Genomic DNA, 16,992 nt, shown 5'->3' with positions numbered 1-16,992 from the left:
ACACCTGCCGATGCCCGAACGTCAACACACCCGGCCTCGCCACCAGCACCTCCAGCCCAACCAAGATCAGTTGCACTGAAGCCTAGAAACCGCCCGGCGTGTCGTGGCAATAGCCTCATGATCAACGCTGCAGGTGGGCGCAGGTCGGGAGGGTGGTGGCGCCGGTCAGTGGCCCAGGAGGTGGGAGAAGGTCTTGGCTCGGCGGGAGGGGCGGTTGGTGCGTAGTTCGGCTTCGTCCGCCGAGAACATGACCTTGAGGCCGGCGTTGACCGCGAGCCAGCGCATGGGCTCCGGCTCCCATTTCGGGGAGCGGTGGTTGACCCAGGGGAGAGCGGTCAGGTCGGTCTGCTCGCCGCGGATCAGGTCGGCCAGGGTGCGGCCGGCCAGGTTGCTGGTGCCGACGCCGTCGCCGACGTAGCCGCCGGCCCAGGCGAGCCCGGTCGACCGGTCCAGGCCCACCGAGGCGGCCCAGTCCCGGGCCACGCCGAGCGGCCCACCCCAGGTGTGCGTCACCGGCACGTCGGGCCCGAGCACCGGGAAGAGCTCGCCGAGCACCCGGCGCAGCGCCGCGAAGACCCGGGGCTCCCGGTCGAAGTCGGGTCGGACCCGGGAGCCGTAGTGGTAGGGGGCGCCCCGCCCGCCGAAGGCGAGCCGGCCGTCGGCGGTGCGCTGGCCGTAGATGATGACGTGCCGGTAGTCGGAGAAGGTCTCCCGCTCGGCCAGCCCGATCTCCGCCCAGGTCGCCTCGGGCAGCGGCGCGGTGGCCACCATCAGCGAGTAGACCGGCGCCACGGCCCGCCGCTGACCGGGCAGCGTGGGGGTGAAGCCCTCGGTCGCCCGGACCACCACCGGCGCACGGACCACGCCGGCCGGGGTCACCGCCGCCCCGGGCCGCAGCGCGGTCACCGGGGTCCGCTCGAAGACGCGTACGCCCCGGCGCTCCACCGCCGCGGCCAGGCCACGGACCAGCTTGGCCGGGTGCACGGCGGCGCAGTGCGGCGTGTACGTGCCGCCGCGTACCCCCTCGGCGTGGCAGCGGGCGGCGGCCTCGGCGGCGTCGAGCAGCACCAGGTCGGCGTCGGCGAGACCGTGCTCGCGGGCCTCGGCGACGGCGGCCCGGGCCCGGCCGAGTTGCACGTCGGTGCGGGCCAGCACCACCGTGCCGCCGGCCCGCCAGTCGCAGTCGATGCCCTCGGCGGCGACCACCCGGCCGACCTCGCGGACGGTCTCGTGCATGGCCCGCTGCATGGCGAGCGCCCGGTCCCGGCCGTGCCGGCGGGCCAGCGGCGGCAGCGAGGTGGGGAAGAGGGCCGAGCACCAGCCGCCGTTGCGGCCGGAGGCGCCGTAGCCGGCGATCTCCTTCTCCAGCACCACGATCCGCAGCGTCGGGTCGGCTGCGGCGAGGTAGTAGGCGGTCCACAGCCCGGTGTAGCCGGCGCCCACGATCACCACGTCGGCGTCGGTGTCGCCGGGCAGGCCGGGGCGCGGGGTCAGCGGCTCGTCCACGCTGGACAGCCAGTACGACAGGTCCTGGTAGCGCATCACCACTCCGGTGGGGGCAGGTCGTGGCGCAGCCGCGGGTCGGGCTGCGGAATCCCGTACGCCTCGACGACCGGCACCACCCCGGCCCAGACCGGCCGGTCGAGGTCGTCCTCGGGGTCGTCGGGCGGGCCGGCGCTGACCTTCACCGAGCACTCGTCCAGCGGCAGGGCGAGCACCAGCGTGGCGGCCAGTTCCTTCGCCGAGGGCGGCCGGATCTCCGCCCAGCGGCCGGGGAGCAGGTGCTCGGAGAGACGGCGCAGGGCGGCATACTTCGCCTCGCCGGTGAGCGCGGTGAGGGTGCCGAGCACCATGACGCAGCGGTAGTTCATCGAGGACTCGAAGGCGCTGCGGGCCAGCACCAGGCCGTCGAGCAGGGTGACCGTGAGGCAGGCCGGCGCGCCGGCGGCGAGGTGCCGGAACAGTCGGCTGCCGGTGGAGCCGTGCACCAGCACCCGCTCCCCGTCCCGGGCGTACGCCACCGGCAGCGCGTACGGGTGGCCATCGTCGGTGACGGCCAGGTGCGCGACCCGGCCGGCGTCGAGCACGGCGTGCAGCGTCGCCCGGTCGTGGACGGCGAGGTCGGGCAGCCGGCGTACCCGGGTCCGGTCGGTACCCCCGACGGCGGCGGCGCCCGGCCCGACGGCGCGGGGCCGATCCCCGGTGTTCCGGGAACCGGCCCCGTCCGGGCCGCCGGTCAGAGGCGCGACCATGCCTCGGTCAGCACGGAGCGCAGGATCTGCTCGATCTCGTCGAACTGCTGCTGCTGCGCGATCAGCGGCGGGGCGAGCTGCACCACGGGGTCGCCCCGGTCGTCGGCGCGGCAGTAGAGCCCGGCCTGGAAGAGCGCGGTGGAGAGGAAGCCGCGCAGCAGCCGCTCCGACTCGGCCTCGTCGAAGGTCTCCCGGGTGGTCTTGTCCTTGACCAGTTCGATGCCGTAGAAGTAGCCGTCGCCGCGGACGTCGCCGACGATCGGCAGGTCGTTGAGCTTCTCCAGGGTGGACCGGAAGGCGCCCTCGTTGGCGCGGACGTGGCCGATCAGGTCCTCGCGGGCGAAGACCTCCAGGTTGGCCAGGGCCACCGCGCAGGAGACCGGGTGGCCGCCGAAGGTCACCCCGTGGGCGAACATGCCGGTCTCGGTGAGGAACGGCTCCATGAGCCGCTCGCTGGCGATCATCGCGCCGAGCGGGGCGTAGCCGGAGGTGATGCCCTTGGCGGTGGTGATGATGTCGGGCTGGTAGCCGTACCGGACGGCGCCGAAGTACTCGCCGAGCCGGCCCCAGGAGCAGATCACCTCGTCGCTGACCAGCAGCACGTCGTACGCGTCGCAGATCTCCCGGACCCGCTCGAAGTAGCCGGGCGGCGGCGGGAAGCAGCCGCCGGAGTTCTGCACCGGCTCCAGGAAGACCGCGGCGACGGTATCCGGCCCCTCCCGCTCGATGGCCCGGCCGATCTCCTCGGCGGCCCAGCGGCCGAACGCCTCGGGGTCGTCGCCGTGCTCGGGAGCGCGGTAGAAGTTGGTGTTCGGCACCTTGATGCCGCCGGGCACCAGCGGCTCGAAGTCGCTCTTGATGCCGGGCAGGCCGGTGATCGACAGCGCGCCCATCGAGGTGCCGTGGTAGGCGATGTACCGGCTGACCACCTTGTACTTGTTCGGCTGGCCGGTGCGCTTGAAGTAGGCCCTGGCCAGCTTCCACGCCGCCTCGACGGCCTCGGAGCCGCCGGTGGTGAAGAAGACCCGGTTCAGGTCGCCGGGGGCCAGCGCGGCGACCTTCTCGGCCAGTTCGACGGCCTTGGGGTGGGCGTACGACCACAGGGGGAAGTAGGCCAGTTCGCCGGCCTGCTTGGCGGCCGCCTCGGCGAGTTCGGTCCGGCCGTGGCCGGCGTTGACGACGAAGAGCCCGGCGAGTCCGTCCAGGTACCGGCGGCCCTGCGAGTCCCAGACGTACGCGCCCTCGCCGCGCACGATGGTCGGCACCTCACCGGCGGAGTAGCTGGCCATCCGGGTGAAGTGCATCCAGAGGTGGTCGGTGGCGTTGGCCATGTCAGCCCCATCGGGTCTCGGGCCGGTCAGGGGTGACACCGGCCGCTCTGCCCACGGTTATCCCATAGCCAATGCTGATCACGCAAGTGCCAGGGGCAAACGGCAACGGATTCAGCGAGCGGCGTTTGTCACCGCAACGGAATCCGCATCACGCCGTGCCCCAGCTGTAGGTCTGCTTGCGGAGCTTGAGGTAGACGAACGCCTCGGTGGAGACCACGCCGGGCACCCCGCGCAGCTTCTGGAGGATCTCCAGCAGGTGCTCGTCGTTGCGGCAGACCACCTCGGCCAGCAGGTCGAACGACCCGGCGGTGATCACGACGTAGTCGATCTCGTCGAACTCGGCCAGCCGGTCGGCGACGCTCTCCAGGTCGCCGTCGGTCCGCAGGCCGATCATGGCCTGGCGGGGGAAGCCGAGCTGGAGCGGATCGGTCACCGCCACGATCTGCATGACTCCGGCGTCGAGCAGGCGCTGCACCCGCTGCCGCACCGCCGCCTCGGAGAGGCCGACCGCCTTGCCGATGGTCGCGTACGGGCGCCGCCCGTCCTCCTGGAGCTGCTCGATGATCTGCTTGGCCACGTCGTCGAGCAGAGCGTGACTCGCGCCTTCACGCACGGTCACGCGACGGCTGCCGTTGCCGTTCTCCAGTTGCCGGTTGGCCATCGTCCGCTCCCCATGTCCGAATCCTCGTGCTGAGCGTAGTGCCCCGGCGCAGTCTGGCGTATTTCGTGGTCCATCGCTATTCCGGCAACGGAATCCCTTGTAAGGGAGGTCACCTCATGTCAGGATCAGTCGTCCATCGCCACTGACCCTCCCGCCGGCGCGCCACCCCCGTCCCGCCGCCGACGATGACCCCCGAGGAGTCGTCACATGCGTAGTCCCCTCCGGCACCTCACCCGGCGCGGTCTGCTCACCGGGACCCTGGGCTCGGCCGCCCTACTCGCCACGGCGGGCACGCTGGCCGGCTGCGGCACCAAGGGCGCACAGCAGACCGAGGCCGGTTGCAAGAGCGACGACCTTTCCGCCACGGAGAAGAAGCTGGCCTTCTCGAACTGGCCGCAGTACATGGACGTGGACGAGAAGGACGAGTCCAAGCGCCCCACTCTGGACGCGTTCATCGCGAAGTCCGGGATCCAGGTGACGTACACCGAGGACGTCAACGACAACAACGAGTTCTTCGGCAAGGTGCAGAACCAGCTCGCCGGCTGTCAGACCACCGGCCGCGACATCATGGTCCTCACCGACTGGATGGCGGCCCGGATGATCCGGCTCGGCTGGATCCAGAAGCTGGACAAGGCGAAGCTGCCCAACGTCGAGGCGAACCTGCTGCCCTCGCTGCGCAACCGCTCGTTCGACAAGGACAGCCAGCTCGCCATCCCGTGGCAGTCCGGCCTGGCCGGGCTCGCGTACAACGCCAAGGTGGCCAAGGAGATCCGTACCGTCGACGAGCTGCTCACCCGCCCCGACCTGAAGGGCAAGGTGACCGCGCTGTCGGAGATGCGGGACACCATGGGCCTGCTGCTCCAGTCCAACGGGCACGACCCGTCGAACTTCACCCCGGCGCAGTTCGACGACGCGCTGAACAAGCTGAAGAAGGCCGTGGACTCCAAGCAGATCCGCAAGTTCACCGGCAACGACTACGCCCCCGACCTGGCCAAGGGCGACATCGCCGCCTGCATCGGCTGGTCCGGCGACGTGGTCCAGCTCGGCTTCGAGGACGAGAAAATCAAGTTCGTGGTGCCCGAGTCCGGCGTGATGCTCTGGTCGGACAACATGCTGGTGCCGAACAAGGCCGGCCACAAGGCCAACGCCGAAGAGCTGATCAACTACTACTACGACCCGGCCGTCGCCGCGAAGCTCGCCGCGTACGTCAACTACATCTGCCCGGTCAAGGGCGCGCAGGCCGAGATGGAAAAGATCGACCCGGACCTGGCCGCGAACCCGCTCATCTTCCCGGACGACGCGATGCTGTCGAAGTCCAAGGTCTTCATGGCCCTGGACGAGAAGCAGGAGAAGGAGTACGAGGCCAAGTTCCAGCAGGTCATCGGGGCGTGAGAGACATGGGCACGAAAGCGCAGGAGCGCGAGACACCGGCCGGCGACCTTCGGCTGGCCAACCTGACCAAGCGGTTCGGCGTCTTCACCGCGGTGGACGACCTCAGCCTCACCATCCCGCAGGGCTCGTTCTTCGCCCTGCTCGGGGCGTCCGGCTGCGGCAAGACCACCACCCTGCGGATGATCGCCGGGCTGGAGGAACCGACCAGCGGGCAGGTGCTGCTCGGCGACCGGGACATCGCCCGGCTGCGGCCGTACAAGCGGCCGGTGAACACCGTGTTCCAGAGTTACGCGCTCTTCCCGCACCTCGACATCCACGAGAACGTGGCCTTCGGGCTGCGGCGGCGCGGCATCCGCAAGGTGACCGACCAGGTCGAGCGGATGCTCGCCCTGGTGCAGCTCGAAGGGTACGACCGGCGCAAGCCGGCCCAGCTCTCCGGCGGCCAGCAGCAGCGCGTGGCGCTGGCCCGGGCGCTCATCAACCACCCGCAGGTGCTGCTGCTGGACGAGCCGCTCGGCGCGCTCGACCTGAAGCTGCGCCGGCAGATGCAGATCGAGCTGAAGCGGATCCAGACCGAGGTCGGCATCACCTTCGTACACGTCACCCACGACCAGGAGGAGGCCATGACCATGGCCGACACGGTCGCGGTGATGAACGCCGGCCGGATCGAGCAGCTCGGCGCCCCCGCCGACATCTACGAGTACCCGGCCACCGCCTTCGTGGCGAACTTCCTCGGCCAGTCCAACCTGCTGGCCGGCGAGGCCGCCGGCCGCAGCGGCGACGACGTGGCGGTCACCGCCCACGGCGCGCGCTTCTCGGTGCCCGCCGACCGGGCCCGGACCGACCAGGGGTCGGTCTTCCTCGGGGTACGTCCCGAGAAGCTGCACCTGGTCAGCGGCCCGGACGAGGTGCCCGCCGGCCACCAGCACGTCGGCGGGGTGGTCACCGACGCCTCGTACGTCGGGGTGAGCACCCAGTACCTGGTGCGCACGGCGTGGGGCAGTGAGCTGTCCGCGTTCGCCGCGAACAGCGGGGTCGGCGGCCGGCTGCCCGTCGGCACCCCGGTGACCGCGCACTGGGACCTGCGGCACGCCTTCCTGCTGCCCCGGGCGGCCGGCGAGGACGACCAGACCAGCCCGGTGCTCGACGAGCCGCCGGTGGGTGCGCTGTCATGACCGCCCTGGCCCACGTACCGACCTCGGCGGGGCAACCGGCCGCGCCGCCGGGGCCCCGGCGGGGGCGGAGCAGGCTGCTGCCGTACCTGCTGCTGCTGCCCGGCGCCGCCTGGCTGCTGGTCTTCTTCGTCCTGCCGCTGCTCCAGCTCGCCGCCGCCAGCCTCTACGACCCGAGCGGATCCCTCGCCACCGGCTACGCGATGACCGGGGAGGTCGGCAACTACTGGGACGCGCTGCGGGCGTACTGGCCGCAGTTCGCCCGGTCGTTCGCCTACTCGGCGATCGCGCTGGTGCTGGCCCTGCTCATGGGCTACCCGCTGGCGTACGCGATCGCGCAGAAGGCCGGCCGGTGGAAGAACCTGCTGCTGGTCGCCGTGGTCGCGCCGATGTTCACCAGCTTCCTGGTCCGCACCCTGGCCTGGAAGACCATCCTGTCCGACAACGGCGCTCTGGTCGGCCTGCTGCGCGACGTGCACCTGCTCGGGGCCGACGGCCGGCTGTTGGCCACCCCGTTCGCGGTGGTGCTCGGCCTGACGTACAACTTCCTGCCCTTCCTCGTGCTGCCGCTGTACGCGAGCCTGGAGCGGCTCGACCCACGGTTGCTGGAGGCGGCGAGCGACCTGTACGCGAGCCCGCTGCGCGCCTTCCGGCGGGTCACCCTGCCGCTGTCCATGCCCGGGCTGATCGCCGGCACGCTGCTCTTCTTCATCCCGGCCACCGGCGACTACATCAACGCCGAGCTGCTCGGCACCCCGAACGAATACATGATCGGCAACGTCATCGACTCGGCGTTCCTGGTCCGGCTGGACTACCCGCAGGGCGCGGCGCTGTCGTTCCTGCTGATGGCGGCGATCCTGGCGATCGTCTTCGTCTACCTGCGCAAGGCCGGCACGGAGGAGGTGCTGTGAAACTGAAGCGTTGGCTCGCCGACCGGTGGGTGATGGGCGTGGCGCTGCTCGTCCTCGGCTACCTGTCGCTGCCGATCGTGGTGGTCGCCGGGCTCTCCTTCAACCGGCCGTCCAGCCGGCTGTCCTACGACTTCAACGAGTTCACCCTCGACAACTGGACCCACCCCTGTGCCACCTCCGACATGTGTGACGCGGTGGTGCGCAGCATGGAGATCGGCCTGATCGCCACGGTCGTCTCCACCATCCTCGGCACGCTCATGGCGTTCGCCCTGGTCCGGCACGGCTTCCGCGGGCGGTCCGGGATCAACGGCCTGATCTTCCTGCCGATGGCCACCCCCGAGCTGGTGATGGGCACCTCGCTGCTCGCCCTCTTCGTGGCCGCCGGGGTGCCCCAGGGCTTCTGGACCATCGTCATCGCGCACGTGATGTTCTGCGTGTCGTTCGTGGTGGTCACCGTGAAGGCCCGGCTCGCCGGCATGGACCGGCGGCTGGAGGAGGCCGCCATGGACCTCTACGCCAGCGAGTGGCAGACCTTCCGGCGGATCACCCTGCCCCTGGTGCTGCCCGGCATCGTGGCCGCCGCGCTGCTCGCCTTCTCGCTCAGCTTCGACGACTTCATCATCACGAACTTCAACGCCGGCACCACGGTCACCTTCCCGATGTACGTCTGGGGTGCCGCCCAGCGGGGCATCCCGCCGCAGGTCAACGTCATCGGCACGGCGATGTTCGCGATCGCGCTGCTGCTGGTCGGGGCCAGCTCGCTGCGCGGCCGGCGGGCCCGCCGGGCCGCCCTCGCGGTCGCCGCCGCACCCGCTCGCACGGTGCAGAGCGGATCATGAACCTCCCGCATACCGGCCGGGCGCTGGCCGACGCCGCGTCCGTACCGTACTGGCTCGACCGCCCGGACCGCCCGGACCCGCTGCCGCCGCTGACCGGCGCCCACGACGCCGACCTGCTGGTGGTCGGCGGCGGATACTCCGGGCTCTGGACCGCGCTGCTGGCCAAGGAGGCCGACCCCGACCGGGACGTGCTCCTGGTCGACGCGGGCACCTGCGGCTGGGCGGCGTCCGGGCGCAACGGCGGGTTCTGCGCCGCCTCGCTCACCCACGGACTCGCCAACGGGACCGAGCGGTTCCCCGGCGAGATCGCCGAGCTGGAGCGGCTCGGCCGGGAAAACCTGGACGCCATCGCCGCCACCGTGGCGAAGCACGGCATCGACTGCGACTTCGAGCGCACCGGGGAGCTGGCGGTGGCCGTCGAGCCGTACCAGCTCGCCGGGCTGGCCTCCGACGCCGACCTGGCTCGCCGGTACGGCCACGACGTCCGGCTGCTCGACCGGGACGAGGTGCGCGCCGAGGTGGCCTCGCCGACGTACCTGGGCGGGATGTGGGACCGGGACCGGGTGGCCCTGCTCGATCCGGCCCGGCTGGCCTGGGGGCTGCGCCGGGCCGCCCTCGACCTGGGCGTGCGGATCCACGAGCACACCCGGGTCACCGGGCTGGCCCGCGACGGCGGCGCGCTGCGCGCGGCCACGGCCGGCGGCCCGGACGCCGCACCCGGCGCGGTGCGGGCCCGGCAGGTGGTGCTGGCCACCAACGCGTTCCCACCGCTGCTGCGCCGGCTGCGCGCGTGGCTGGTGCCGGTCTACGACTACGCGCTGATGACCGAGCCGCTGACGCCCGCGCAGCGGGACGCCATCGGCTGGTGCAACCGGCAGGGGCTGGCCGACACGGGCAACCAGTTCCACTACTACCGGATCACCGCCGACGGGCGGATCCTGTTCGGCGGCTACGACGCGGTCTACCACTACGGCAACCGGATGGCCCCCGAGCTGGAGCAGCGCGAGGCGACCTTCACCGCCCTGGCGTCGCACTTCTTCACGACCTTCCCCCAGTTGGAGGGGCTGCGCTTCAGCCACCGGTGGGGCGGCGTCATCGACACCTGCACCCGGTTCTGCGCGTTCTTCGGCACCGCCTACGAGGGGCGCCTGGCGTACGCGGCCGGGTACACCGGGCTCGGCGTCGGGGCGACCCGGTTCGGGGCCCGGGTGATGCTCGACCTGCTCGGCGGGGAGGAGACCCCGCTGACCCGGCTCGACCTGGTCCGCCGCAAGCCCCTGCCGTTCCCGCCGGAGCCGATCCGGGCCACCGGCATCCACCTCACCCGCTGGTCGCTCGCCCGCGCGGACGCGCGGGAGGGGCGGCGCAACCTTTGGCTCCGTACTCTCGATCGTCTTGGACTGGGGTTCGACTCCTGATGCGTATCCTCCTCGTCGGCGCCGGTGGCGTCGGCTCCGCCGCCGTATCCATCGCCGCCCGCCGTTCGTTCTTCGAGACCATGGTCGTCGCCGACCACGACGCCGCCCGCGCCGCGCGGGCCGTCGCCGGCCACGGCGACCGGTTCGTCGCCGCGACCGTCGACGCCTCCTCCGCCGAGGCGGTCACCGCGCTCTGCCGGGAACACCGGATCACCCACGTGCTGAACGCGGTCGACCCGCGCTTCGTCATGCCGATCTTCGACGGCGCGTTCGCCGCCCGGGCGGACTACCTGGACATGGCGATGTCGCTGTCCCGGCCGCACCCGGACGCGCCGCACGCCGAGACCGGGGTGAAGCTCGGCGACGAGCAGTTCGCCGCGGCCGCCGCCTGGGCGCAGGCCGGCCGGCTGGCGCTCTGCGGCATCGGCGTCGAACCCGGCCTCTCCGACGTCTTCGCCCGCTACGCCGCCGACGAACTGTTCACCGAGATCGACGAGATCGGGGTACGCGACGGCGCGAACCTCACCGTCGACGGCTACGACTTCGCCCCCTCGTTCTCCATCTGGACCACCATCGAGGAGTGCCTGAACCCGCCGGTCGTCTGGGAGGCCGACCGTGGGTGGTTCACCACCCCGCCGTTCTCGGAGCCCGAGGTGTTCGAGTTCCCCGAGGGGATCGGCCCGGTCGAGTGCGTCAACGTGGAGCACGAGGAGGTGCTGCTCATCCCGCGCTGGGTCAAGGCGAAGCGGGTCACCTTCAAGTACGGCCTCGGCGACGAGTTCATCGAGGTGCTGAAGACCCTGCACAAGCTCGGCCTCGACTCGACCCGCCCCGTGCGGGTGCGCGGCGTCGATGTTTCCCCGCGCGACGTCGTGGCCGCCTGCCTGCCCGACCCGGCCACCCTCGGCGACCGGATGCGCGGCAAGACCTGCGCCGGCACGTACGTCACCGGCACCGGCGTGGACGGCCGGCCGCGCAAGGTCTACCTCTACCACGTGGTCGACAACGAGTGGTCGATGGCCGAGTACGGCCACCAGGCGGTGGTCTGGCAGACCGCCGTCAACCCGGTCGTCGCCCTGGAACTGCTGGCCACCGGGGCCTGGTCCGGCACCGGCGTGCTCGGCCCGGAGGCGCTGCCCCCGGTGCCCTTCCTCGACCTGCTCACCGGCTACGGCTCGCCCTGGGGAATGGAGGAGCGGTGACCCGCTACGGCCCGATGTTCGGCCCCGACGTGACGTTCCTCGGCGTGCCGCCGTGCACGCTGGAGGAGCCGGTGACGTACGCCGACGCCGACGTGGTGATCGTCGGCGCGCCCTTCGACGGCGGCACGTCGCACCGGCCGGGCACACGGTTCGGCCCGTCCGCCATCCGCCAGGCCTGCTACCTGCCGCACGACGGCTCCCGCCCGTCCCTGGCCCTGCGCGTCGACGGGCTGCAGGACCTCTGCGTCTACGACGCGGGCGACGTCGAGATGTTCTCCGGCGACATCGAACGCTCGCTGGCCTCGCTGGAGACCGCCGTGCACGCGGTCGCCGCCGCCGGGGCGATCCCGATCGTGCTCGGCGGCGACCACTCGATCGCCCTGCCGGACGCGACCGGGGTGGCCCGGCACCACGGGCTCGGCCGGGTGTCCCTGGTGCACTTCGACGCGCACGCCGACACCGGGGACATCGAGTTCGGCTCGCTGCACGGGCACGGCCAGCCGATGCGCCGGCTCATCGAGTCCGGCGCGGTACGCGGCGACCGCTTCCTCCAGATCGGCCTGCGCGGCTACTGGCCGGGGCCGGAGACGCTGTCCTGGATGGCCGAGCAGCGGATGCGCTCGTACGAGATGACCGAGGTGGTGGCGCGCGGCCTGGACTCCTGTCTCTCGGAGGCGTTCGCGATCGCCACCGACGAGTGCGAGGGCGTCTTCCTCTCCGTCGACGTGGACGTCGTCGACCCGGGCATGGCACCCGGCACCGGCACCCCCGAGCCGGGCGGGTTCACCTCCCGGCAACTCCTCGACGCGGTCCGCCGGGTCTGCTACGAGTTGCCGGTGGTCGGCGTGGACGTGGTCGAGGTCGCCCCGCCCTACGACCACGCCGACATCACCGCGTACCTCGGCAACCGGGTGGTGCTGGAGGCGCTGTCGGCGATCGCCCGCCGCCGCCGCGACGCCGACGGCGGCGACCCCTGGAACCCGAGCCAACCCCTCCTCGACGCCCGCTGACCGTTACCTCCTGGCGCAGCGCGGGACGAGGCGGAGCGGTTCGGTGGTCTCGGTGAGCGAGTTGGGCTCGACCACGAGGCGGGCCGTGGCCGTGGCGGGCCCGCCCCGGAAGGCGCCCCGGTCGGCCGGGATCGTGGCCGTCCAGGTCCCGGCGGTGCGGTCGTCGGTACACGCGCCGATCACGCCGAACCCGAAGCCGGTGATCGAAGCGCGGCGGACCCGCTGGCCCAGGTGAACCTCGATGTACGCGAGCCCCCGCTCGGCGCCGCAGGCGTACCGACCGCCGATCGTGGCGGTGTGCGCCGGGACGTCGGCGGTGCCGAACCAGTTGACGGAGATCTTCGGGGCCGCGGCGGCGACGGCGGCGCCGGGTGCGAGGCCGAGCGTGGCGGCGGTGGCGAGCGTGGCGAGGCCGCAGGCGAGCAGGGGCTGTCTGAGCGGGCGCATGCGCGGGCTCCTGTCTGGGCGGTGGTGGGATGCTGCTCGGATGTGGACCGGCGTCAGCATCCCACCGGCGCGGCGCCAGGGAGGTGGAAGATCTCGGACAGTCAGCGGGCCAGGTGGGAGCGGATGAGGAAGCGGACGCCCTCGGGAGCCTCCAGGGAGAAGCCGCTGCCCCGGCCGGGCACCACGTCGACCGTGAGCCGGGTGTGTTTCCACAGCTCCCACTGGGCGGTGGACATCCAGAACTCGACGGGCTCGGGCACCCCGTCGACCTCCAGCGAGGCGAGCAGCACGTCGGATGCGCCGGTGCGGAACTCGCCGGCCGGGTAGCACATCGGGGCACTGCCGTCGCAGCAGCCGCCGGACTGGTGGAACATGATCGGCCCATGGGCCGCCCGCAGCGACCGGATCAGTCCGGCCGCCGCGGGCGTCAGGGTGACCGGGTCACCCATCAGAAGAAGCCCAGCTTCTTGGGGGAGTAGCTGACCAGCAGGTTCTTGGTCTGCTGGTAGTGCTCCAGCATCATCTTGTGGTTCTCCCGGCCGATGCCGGACTGCTTGTACCCGCCGAACGCGGCGTGCGCCGGGTAGGCGTGGTAGCAGTTGGTCCAGACCCGGCCGGCCTGGATCGCCCGCCCGGCCCGGTACGCGGTGTTGATGTCCCGGGTCCAGACGCCGGCGCCCAGGCCGTACAGGGTGTCGTTGGCGATCTTCACGGCGTCGTCGAGGTCGGCGAAGGAGGTCACCGAGACCACCGGGCCGAAGATCTCCTCCTGGAAGATCCGCATGGAGTTGTCGCCCTCGAAGATCGTGGGCTGCACGTAGTAGCCGCCGGAGAGTTCGCCGCCGAGGTCGGCCCGTTCGCCGCCGGTCAGCACCTTGGCGCCCTCCTGCCGGCCGATGTCCAGGTAGGACAGGATCTTCTCCAGCTGGTCGTTGGAGGCCTGCGCCCCGATCATCGTGTCGGTGTCCAGGGGGTGGCCCTGGGTGACCTGCTGCGTCCGGGAGACCGCGGCGGCCAGGAAGTCGGAGTAGTGGCCCTGCTGGATCAGCGCCCGGGACGGGCAGGTGCAGACCTCGCCCTGGTTGAGCGCGAACATGGTGAAGCCTTCGAGCGCCTTGTCGAAGAAGTCGTCGCGGGACGCGCTGACGTCGTCGAAGAAGAGGTTCGGGCTCTTGCCGCCCAGCTCCAGGGTGACGGGTTTGATGTTCTCGCTGGCGTACTGCATGATCAGCCGCCCGGTGGTGGTCTCGCCGGTGAACGCCACCTTCGCCACCCGGGGCGAGGAGGCGAGCGGCTTGCCCGCCTCGACGCCGAAGCCGTTGACCACGTTCAGCACGCCGGCCGGGAGCAGGTCGGCGACCAGCGAGAGCAGGTAGTGGATCGAGGCCGGGGTCTGCTCGGCCGGCTTGAGCACCACGGCGTTGCCGGCGGCGAGCGCCGGGGCGAGCTTCCAGACCGCCATGAGGATCGGGAAGTTCCACGGGATGATCTGCCCGACCACGCCCAGCGGCTCGTGGAAGTGGTACGCCACGGTGTCGTCGTCGATCTCGCCGAGGGAGCCCTCCTGGGCCCGGACCGCCCCGGCGAAGTAGCGGAAGTGGTCGATGGCGAGGGGGATGTCGGCGGCCAGGGTCTCGCGTACCGGCTTGCCGTTCTCCCAGGTCTCGGCGATGGCGAGGGATTCCAGGTTCTCCTGCATCCGGTCGGCGATCTTGTTGAGGATGAGCGACCGTTCGGCGACCGAGGTGCGGCCCCAGGCGTCCGCGGCGCCGTGCGCGGCGTCGAGCGCCTTCTCCACGTCCTCGGCGGTGCCCCGGGCCACCTCGCAGAAGGTCTGCCCGGTCACCGGGGTGGGGTTCTCGAAGTATCGGCCGCCGTGCGGCTTCACGTACTCGCCGCCGATGAAGTGGTCGTAGCGGGACTGCCAGTGGGTGGGGGCGTCGTAGCGCGCCATGGGTACCTCCGCCGTCCGTGGGGGTGGATGGCGAGGGACGTTAGTTTCCGCGACGTTGCAGCAACGTTGCGCGCGGCAGGTCGTACTCCTCGGCGAGCTGGCGGGCCCGGGCGAGGGCGAGCGGCCGGCGCGGCGTGCCCTGCGGCAACGCCCGGGCCAGGGCCTGCCACGCGGTGAGGTCGTCGGCGCCGGTGGGCGTCGCGGTCCAGGCCGTGAGCAGCGCCGGGTCCGCGGCGGCCAGCACGGCCGCGCGGAGCTGGCCGTCGACCAGCCGCCGCAGTCGCGCCACTCCCGGCGCGTCCGACCCGGGCAGCAGGGGCCCGGGGTACGCCCGCAGCGCCCCCGCCGGGTCGCCGCGTTCGAGCAGTTCGGTGACGGTACGGAAGTCGGCGCGCACGGTCGGCCGCAGCCGGTACGGGCGGGAGTCGAGCAGTTCGTCGCCGAGCGCCCGGCGCAGCCGGGACAGTTCGGCGCGCAGGGTGACCGGGTGCAGCCGGTCGTCGCCGTAGAGGTCGAGGCCGAGTTGTTCCCCGGTGCGCCCCTCGGGGTGGTCGAGGAGCAGCACCAGCAGTTCACTGTGCCGCCGGCCGAGCCGGATCCGCCGGCCGCCGACGCGCAGTTCGGCCTCGTCCCGGCCGAGGGCGGCGACGTGCGGCACGTCGGCTTCGGCGGGGGCGGCGCCGGCCAGGAACGCCTCGGCGGCGCGGGCGGTGGCCCGGACCAGGGCCAGGCTCTGCGGGGTGGCCAGGTGGTCCCCGCCGGTGATGTCGACGGCGCCGAGCAGCCGGCCGGTGGTGGGGTCGTGGATCGGGGCGGCGGCGCAGGTCCAGCGCTGCACGGGCCGGACGAAGTGCTCGGTGGCGAAGATCTGCACGCTGTGGTCGACGGCCAGGGCGGTGCCGGGCGCGTTGGTGCCGGCGTGGGCCTCGTCCCAGCGGGCGCCGGGGACGAAGTTCATCCGCTCGGCGTGCCGGAGCACCCCCGGATGCCCCTCCACCCAGAGCAGCCGCCCGTCCGCGTCGCAGACCGCCATGAGATGCGCGCCGTCCTGCGCGATGCCGCCGAGCAGGTCGCGGAAGAGGGGGAGCACGCGGGCCAGCGGGTGGGCGGCCCGGTAGCTGGCCAGCGCGTCGTCGGTGAGGTCGACCGGGGCGGTGGCCTCCGGGTCGAGCAGCGCGGACCGCTCCCACGACCGGCGGACCACGTCCCGGACCCGGCCGGTGGTGGCGCCGGCGGTGAGGAACGCTTCGTGGGCGGCGCCGACCTGCGCGATCCGCTCGGCCGGATCGGCGCCGAATTCCAGGGCGAGCCACGGGTCAGCCATCGGCGACCTCCTCGCGCCCATGGTGACCCAGCTCACCGTCGATCGCCAAGCCGCCGCCGAACTTGTCATTGACAAGTTCGGCGGCGGCTCGCAAACTTGGCACCGACAAGATGCGATCGGGAGGTCGGGATGGAACTGGCGATGGTCCGCAGGATGTGGCAGCTCATCGAGCCCGTGCACGCGCTGGTCTACTACGCGCCCGAGCTGACCGAGGAGGCCGCCGGGCTCGGCCTGGCCACCGACGAGCGCTGGCCCGGCTACTTCGCGCTGCGCAGCGCCCCGCTCGGGGCGGCCGGCCCGAACCTGGTCGCCGCCACCTACTACAGCTTCAGCCCCCGAATGGTCGCCGAGTACGTGCCGGCCGTCTGGGCCGCCGCCGACCCCGCGAAGGTGCTCGCCGCCCGGCTGTCCGGGGTGGACCGGGCGCTGCGCGCCCTGCTCGGCGACCGGGTCGAGTCGGCCGAGCTGGCCGAGGCCGCCACCCTGGCCCGCCGCGCGGTGCGCGCCGCCGACCTGGGCGGCCGTCCGCTGGCCGCCGCCAACGCCGACCTGCCCTGGCCGGATGCACCGCACCTGGCGCTCTGGCAGGCGGCCACGATCCTGCGCGAGCACCGGGGCGACGGCCACATCGCCGCGCTACGGACCGCCGGGCTGGACCCGGCCGAGTCGCTGGTCTCCTTCGCCGCCGTCGGCGCCGCCCCGGTCGAGGTCTTCGCCAGCCGCCGGTGGACCGCCGAGGAGTGGGGCCTCGCCCGGGACCGGCTCGCCGCCCGAGGTCTGGTCGACGGCGACGGGGTGGCCACCGAGGCCGGCCGGCGGCTCCGCGACGAGGTGGAGCGGCGGACCGACGAGCTGGCCGCCGCACCGTGGCGGGCGCTCGGGCCGGCGGTCGGCCGGTTCGCCCAGCTCGTCGCCCCGGTCACCCAGGCGATCGTGGCCACCGGCCTGCTTCCGGCGCAGAGCACCCTCGGGATCACGCGCCCGCAGTGATCCGGCTCACTCCCCGGCCGCCGGTGGCCACTGCGGCCCGGACGAACGCCCCAGACGGCATGACGGGGCCCGGCGCCGGCCCGCCGACG

16 protein-coding genes are annotated in these 16,992 nt (G+C 72.5%); 8 read left to right on the top strand and 8 right to left on the bottom strand.

The features are described from left to right. Positions 1-165 precede the first annotated feature (165 nt). The 4 genes from ACFYPD_RS22130 to ACFYPD_RS22115 all read right to left on the bottom strand — a co-directional run bounded on the left by ACFYPD_RS22130 (position 166) and on the right by ACFYPD_RS22115 (position 4,244). Positions 166-1,542, bottom strand: coding sequence for an NAD(P)/FAD-dependent oxidoreductase (locus ACFYPD_RS22130; protein WP_387116483.1), 1,377 nt, complete (start codon positions 1,540-1,542; stop codon positions 166-168). Further along, entirely contained in the window at positions 1,542-2,252 is a 711-nt protein-coding gene (locus ACFYPD_RS22125) for a pyridoxamine 5'-phosphate oxidase family protein (RefSeq protein WP_387116480.1), read from the bottom strand. Before ACFYPD_RS22125 ends, ACFYPD_RS22130 begins: the two co-directional genes overlap by 1 nt. After that, a complete protein-coding gene (locus tag ACFYPD_RS22120; RefSeq protein WP_387116477.1) occupies positions 2,237-3,583 on the bottom strand; it encodes an aspartate aminotransferase family protein in 1,347 nt (448 codons plus the stop codon). The genes ACFYPD_RS22125 and ACFYPD_RS22120 overlap by 16 nt, the downstream gene beginning before the upstream one ends. A 148-nt stretch (positions 3,584-3,731) precedes the next feature. Next, positions 3,732-4,244, bottom strand: a complete 513-nt coding sequence (locus ACFYPD_RS22115; protein WP_387116474.1) for an Lrp/AsnC family transcriptional regulator — start codon at positions 4,242-4,244, stop codon at positions 3,732-3,734. 207 nt (positions 4,245-4,451) lie between these two features. Between ACFYPD_RS22115 and ACFYPD_RS22110 the strand changes: the two genes are divergently transcribed. The 7 genes from ACFYPD_RS22110 to speB are packed head-to-tail and all read left to right on the top strand — an operon-like array spanning position 4,452 to position 12,188. Further along, positions 4,452-5,636: a PotD/PotF family extracellular solute-binding protein gene (locus tag ACFYPD_RS22110; RefSeq protein ID WP_387116471.1), complete on the top strand. Its 1,185-nt coding sequence runs from the start codon at positions 4,452-4,454 to the stop codon at positions 5,634-5,636. Between the two features lie 5 nt (positions 5,637-5,641). Further along, positions 5,642-6,811, top strand: a complete 1,170-nt coding sequence (locus ACFYPD_RS22105) for an ABC transporter ATP-binding protein (RefSeq protein WP_387116468.1) — start codon at positions 5,642-5,644, stop codon at positions 6,809-6,811. After that, positions 6,808-7,719, top strand: a complete 912-nt coding sequence (locus ACFYPD_RS22100; RefSeq protein ID WP_387116465.1) for an ABC transporter permease — start codon at positions 6,808-6,810, stop codon at positions 7,717-7,719. The genes ACFYPD_RS22105 and ACFYPD_RS22100 overlap by 4 nt, the downstream gene beginning before the upstream one ends. Beyond that, a complete protein-coding gene (locus ACFYPD_RS22095) occupies positions 7,716-8,558 on the top strand; it encodes an ABC transporter permease (protein WP_387116462.1) in 843 nt (280 codons plus the stop codon). Before ACFYPD_RS22100 ends, ACFYPD_RS22095 begins: the two co-directional genes overlap by 4 nt. Continuing rightward, entirely contained in the window at positions 8,555-9,976 is a 1,422-nt protein-coding gene (locus ACFYPD_RS22090) for an NAD(P)/FAD-dependent oxidoreductase (RefSeq protein WP_387116459.1), read from the top strand. The genes ACFYPD_RS22095 and ACFYPD_RS22090 overlap by 4 nt, the downstream gene beginning before the upstream one ends. Continuing rightward, positions 9,976-11,178: a saccharopine dehydrogenase family protein gene (locus tag ACFYPD_RS22085; RefSeq protein WP_387116456.1), complete on the top strand. Its 1,203-nt coding sequence runs from the start codon at positions 9,976-9,978 to the stop codon at positions 11,176-11,178. The genes ACFYPD_RS22090 and ACFYPD_RS22085 overlap by 1 nt, the downstream gene beginning before the upstream one ends. Continuing rightward, the gene (speB, locus tag ACFYPD_RS22080; protein ID WP_387116453.1) at positions 11,175-12,188 is read left to right on the top strand and encodes an agmatinase; all 1,014 of its coding nucleotides are present in this window, start codon (positions 11,175-11,177) and stop codon (positions 12,186-12,188) included. The genes ACFYPD_RS22085 and speB overlap by 4 nt, the downstream gene beginning before the upstream one ends. A gap of 3 nt (positions 12,189-12,191) precedes the next feature. Here the strand turns inward: speB and ACFYPD_RS22075 are convergent, their stop codons facing one another. The 4 genes from ACFYPD_RS22075 to ACFYPD_RS22060 all read right to left on the bottom strand — a co-directional run bounded on the left by ACFYPD_RS22075 (position 12,192) and on the right by ACFYPD_RS22060 (position 15,913). Then, positions 12,192-12,635, bottom strand: a complete 444-nt coding sequence (locus ACFYPD_RS22075) for a hypothetical protein (RefSeq protein ID WP_387116451.1) — start codon at positions 12,633-12,635, stop codon at positions 12,192-12,194. A gap of 101 nt (positions 12,636-12,736) precedes the next feature. Then, on the bottom strand, positions 12,737-13,084 hold the full coding sequence (locus tag ACFYPD_RS22070; RefSeq protein ID WP_355350674.1) for a DUF779 domain-containing protein: 348 nt from the start codon (positions 13,082-13,084) through the stop codon (positions 12,737-12,739). After that, positions 13,084-14,589 carry an aldehyde dehydrogenase gene (gene adh, locus ACFYPD_RS22065; protein WP_387116448.1) on the bottom strand — a complete coding sequence of 502 codons (1,506 nt, stop codon included), beginning with the start codon at positions 14,587-14,589 and terminating at the stop codon, positions 13,084-13,086. Before adh ends, ACFYPD_RS22070 begins: the two co-directional genes overlap by 1 nt. 40 nt (positions 14,590-14,629) lie before the next feature. Then, the gene (locus ACFYPD_RS22060; protein WP_387116445.1) at positions 14,630-15,913 is read right to left on the bottom strand and encodes a GAF domain-containing protein; all 1,284 of its coding nucleotides are present in this window, start codon (positions 15,911-15,913) and stop codon (positions 14,630-14,632) included. Positions 15,914-16,042: 129 nt separating this feature from the next. On the opposite strand from ACFYPD_RS22060, the gene ACFYPD_RS22055 reads away from it, so the two are divergent. Then, positions 16,043-16,903, top strand: coding sequence for a hypothetical protein (locus tag ACFYPD_RS22055; RefSeq protein WP_387116442.1), 861 nt, complete (start codon positions 16,043-16,045; stop codon positions 16,901-16,903). Positions 16,904-16,992: the final 89 nt, after the last annotated feature.

Source organism: Micromonospora sp. NPDC005299 (assembly GCF_042872345.1).
Lineage (GTDB): Bacteria > Actinomycetota > Actinomycetes > Mycobacteriales > Micromonosporaceae > Micromonospora.
Note: the sequence above shows the minus strand (reverse complement) of the source record. Positions and strands in the feature narration are given on the sequence as shown.

Bases quoted from the DNA above. Each gene is read 5' to 3' on its own strand.
- ACFYPD_RS22130 (WP_387116483.1), bottom strand. From the start codon at position 1,542: ATGCGCTACCAGGACCTGTCGTACTGGCTGTCCAGCGTGGACGAGCCG.
- ACFYPD_RS22125 (WP_387116480.1), bottom strand. From the start codon at position 2,252: ATGGTCGCGCCTCTGACCGGCGGCCCGGACGGGGCCGGTTCCCGGAAC.
- ACFYPD_RS22120 (WP_387116477.1), bottom strand. From the start codon at position 3,583: ATGGCCAACGCCACCGACCACCTCTGGATGCACTTCACCCGGATGGCC.
- ACFYPD_RS22115 (WP_387116474.1), bottom strand. From the start codon at position 4,244: ATGGCCAACCGGCAACTGGAGAACGGCAACGGCAGCCGTCGCGTGACC.
- ACFYPD_RS22110 (WP_387116471.1), top strand. From the start codon at position 4,452: ATGCGTAGTCCCCTCCGGCACCTCACCCGGCGCGGTCTGCTCACCGGG.
- ACFYPD_RS22105 (WP_387116468.1), top strand. From the start codon at position 5,642: ATGGGCACGAAAGCGCAGGAGCGCGAGACACCGGCCGGCGACCTTCGG.
- ACFYPD_RS22100 (WP_387116465.1), top strand. From the start codon at position 6,808: ATGACCGCCCTGGCCCACGTACCGACCTCGGCGGGGCAACCGGCCGCG.
- ACFYPD_RS22090 (WP_387116459.1), top strand. From the start codon at position 8,555: ATGAACCTCCCGCATACCGGCCGGGCGCTGGCCGACGCCGCGTCCGTA.
- ACFYPD_RS22085 (WP_387116456.1), top strand. From the start codon at position 9,976: ATGCGTATCCTCCTCGTCGGCGCCGGTGGCGTCGGCTCCGCCGCCGTA.
- ACFYPD_RS22075 (WP_387116451.1), bottom strand. From the start codon at position 12,635: ATGCGCCCGCTCAGACAGCCCCTGCTCGCCTGCGGCCTCGCCACGCTC.
- ACFYPD_RS22070 (WP_355350674.1), bottom strand. From the start codon at position 13,084: ATGGGTGACCCGGTCACCCTGACGCCCGCGGCGGCCGGACTGATCCGG.
- adh (WP_387116448.1), bottom strand. From the start codon at position 14,589: ATGGCGCGCTACGACGCCCCCACCCACTGGCAGTCCCGCTACGACCAC.
- ACFYPD_RS22060 (WP_387116445.1), bottom strand. From the start codon at position 15,913: ATGGCTGACCCGTGGCTCGCCCTGGAATTCGGCGCCGATCCGGCCGAG.
- ACFYPD_RS22055 (WP_387116442.1), top strand. From the start codon at position 16,043: ATGGAACTGGCGATGGTCCGCAGGATGTGGCAGCTCATCGAGCCCGTG.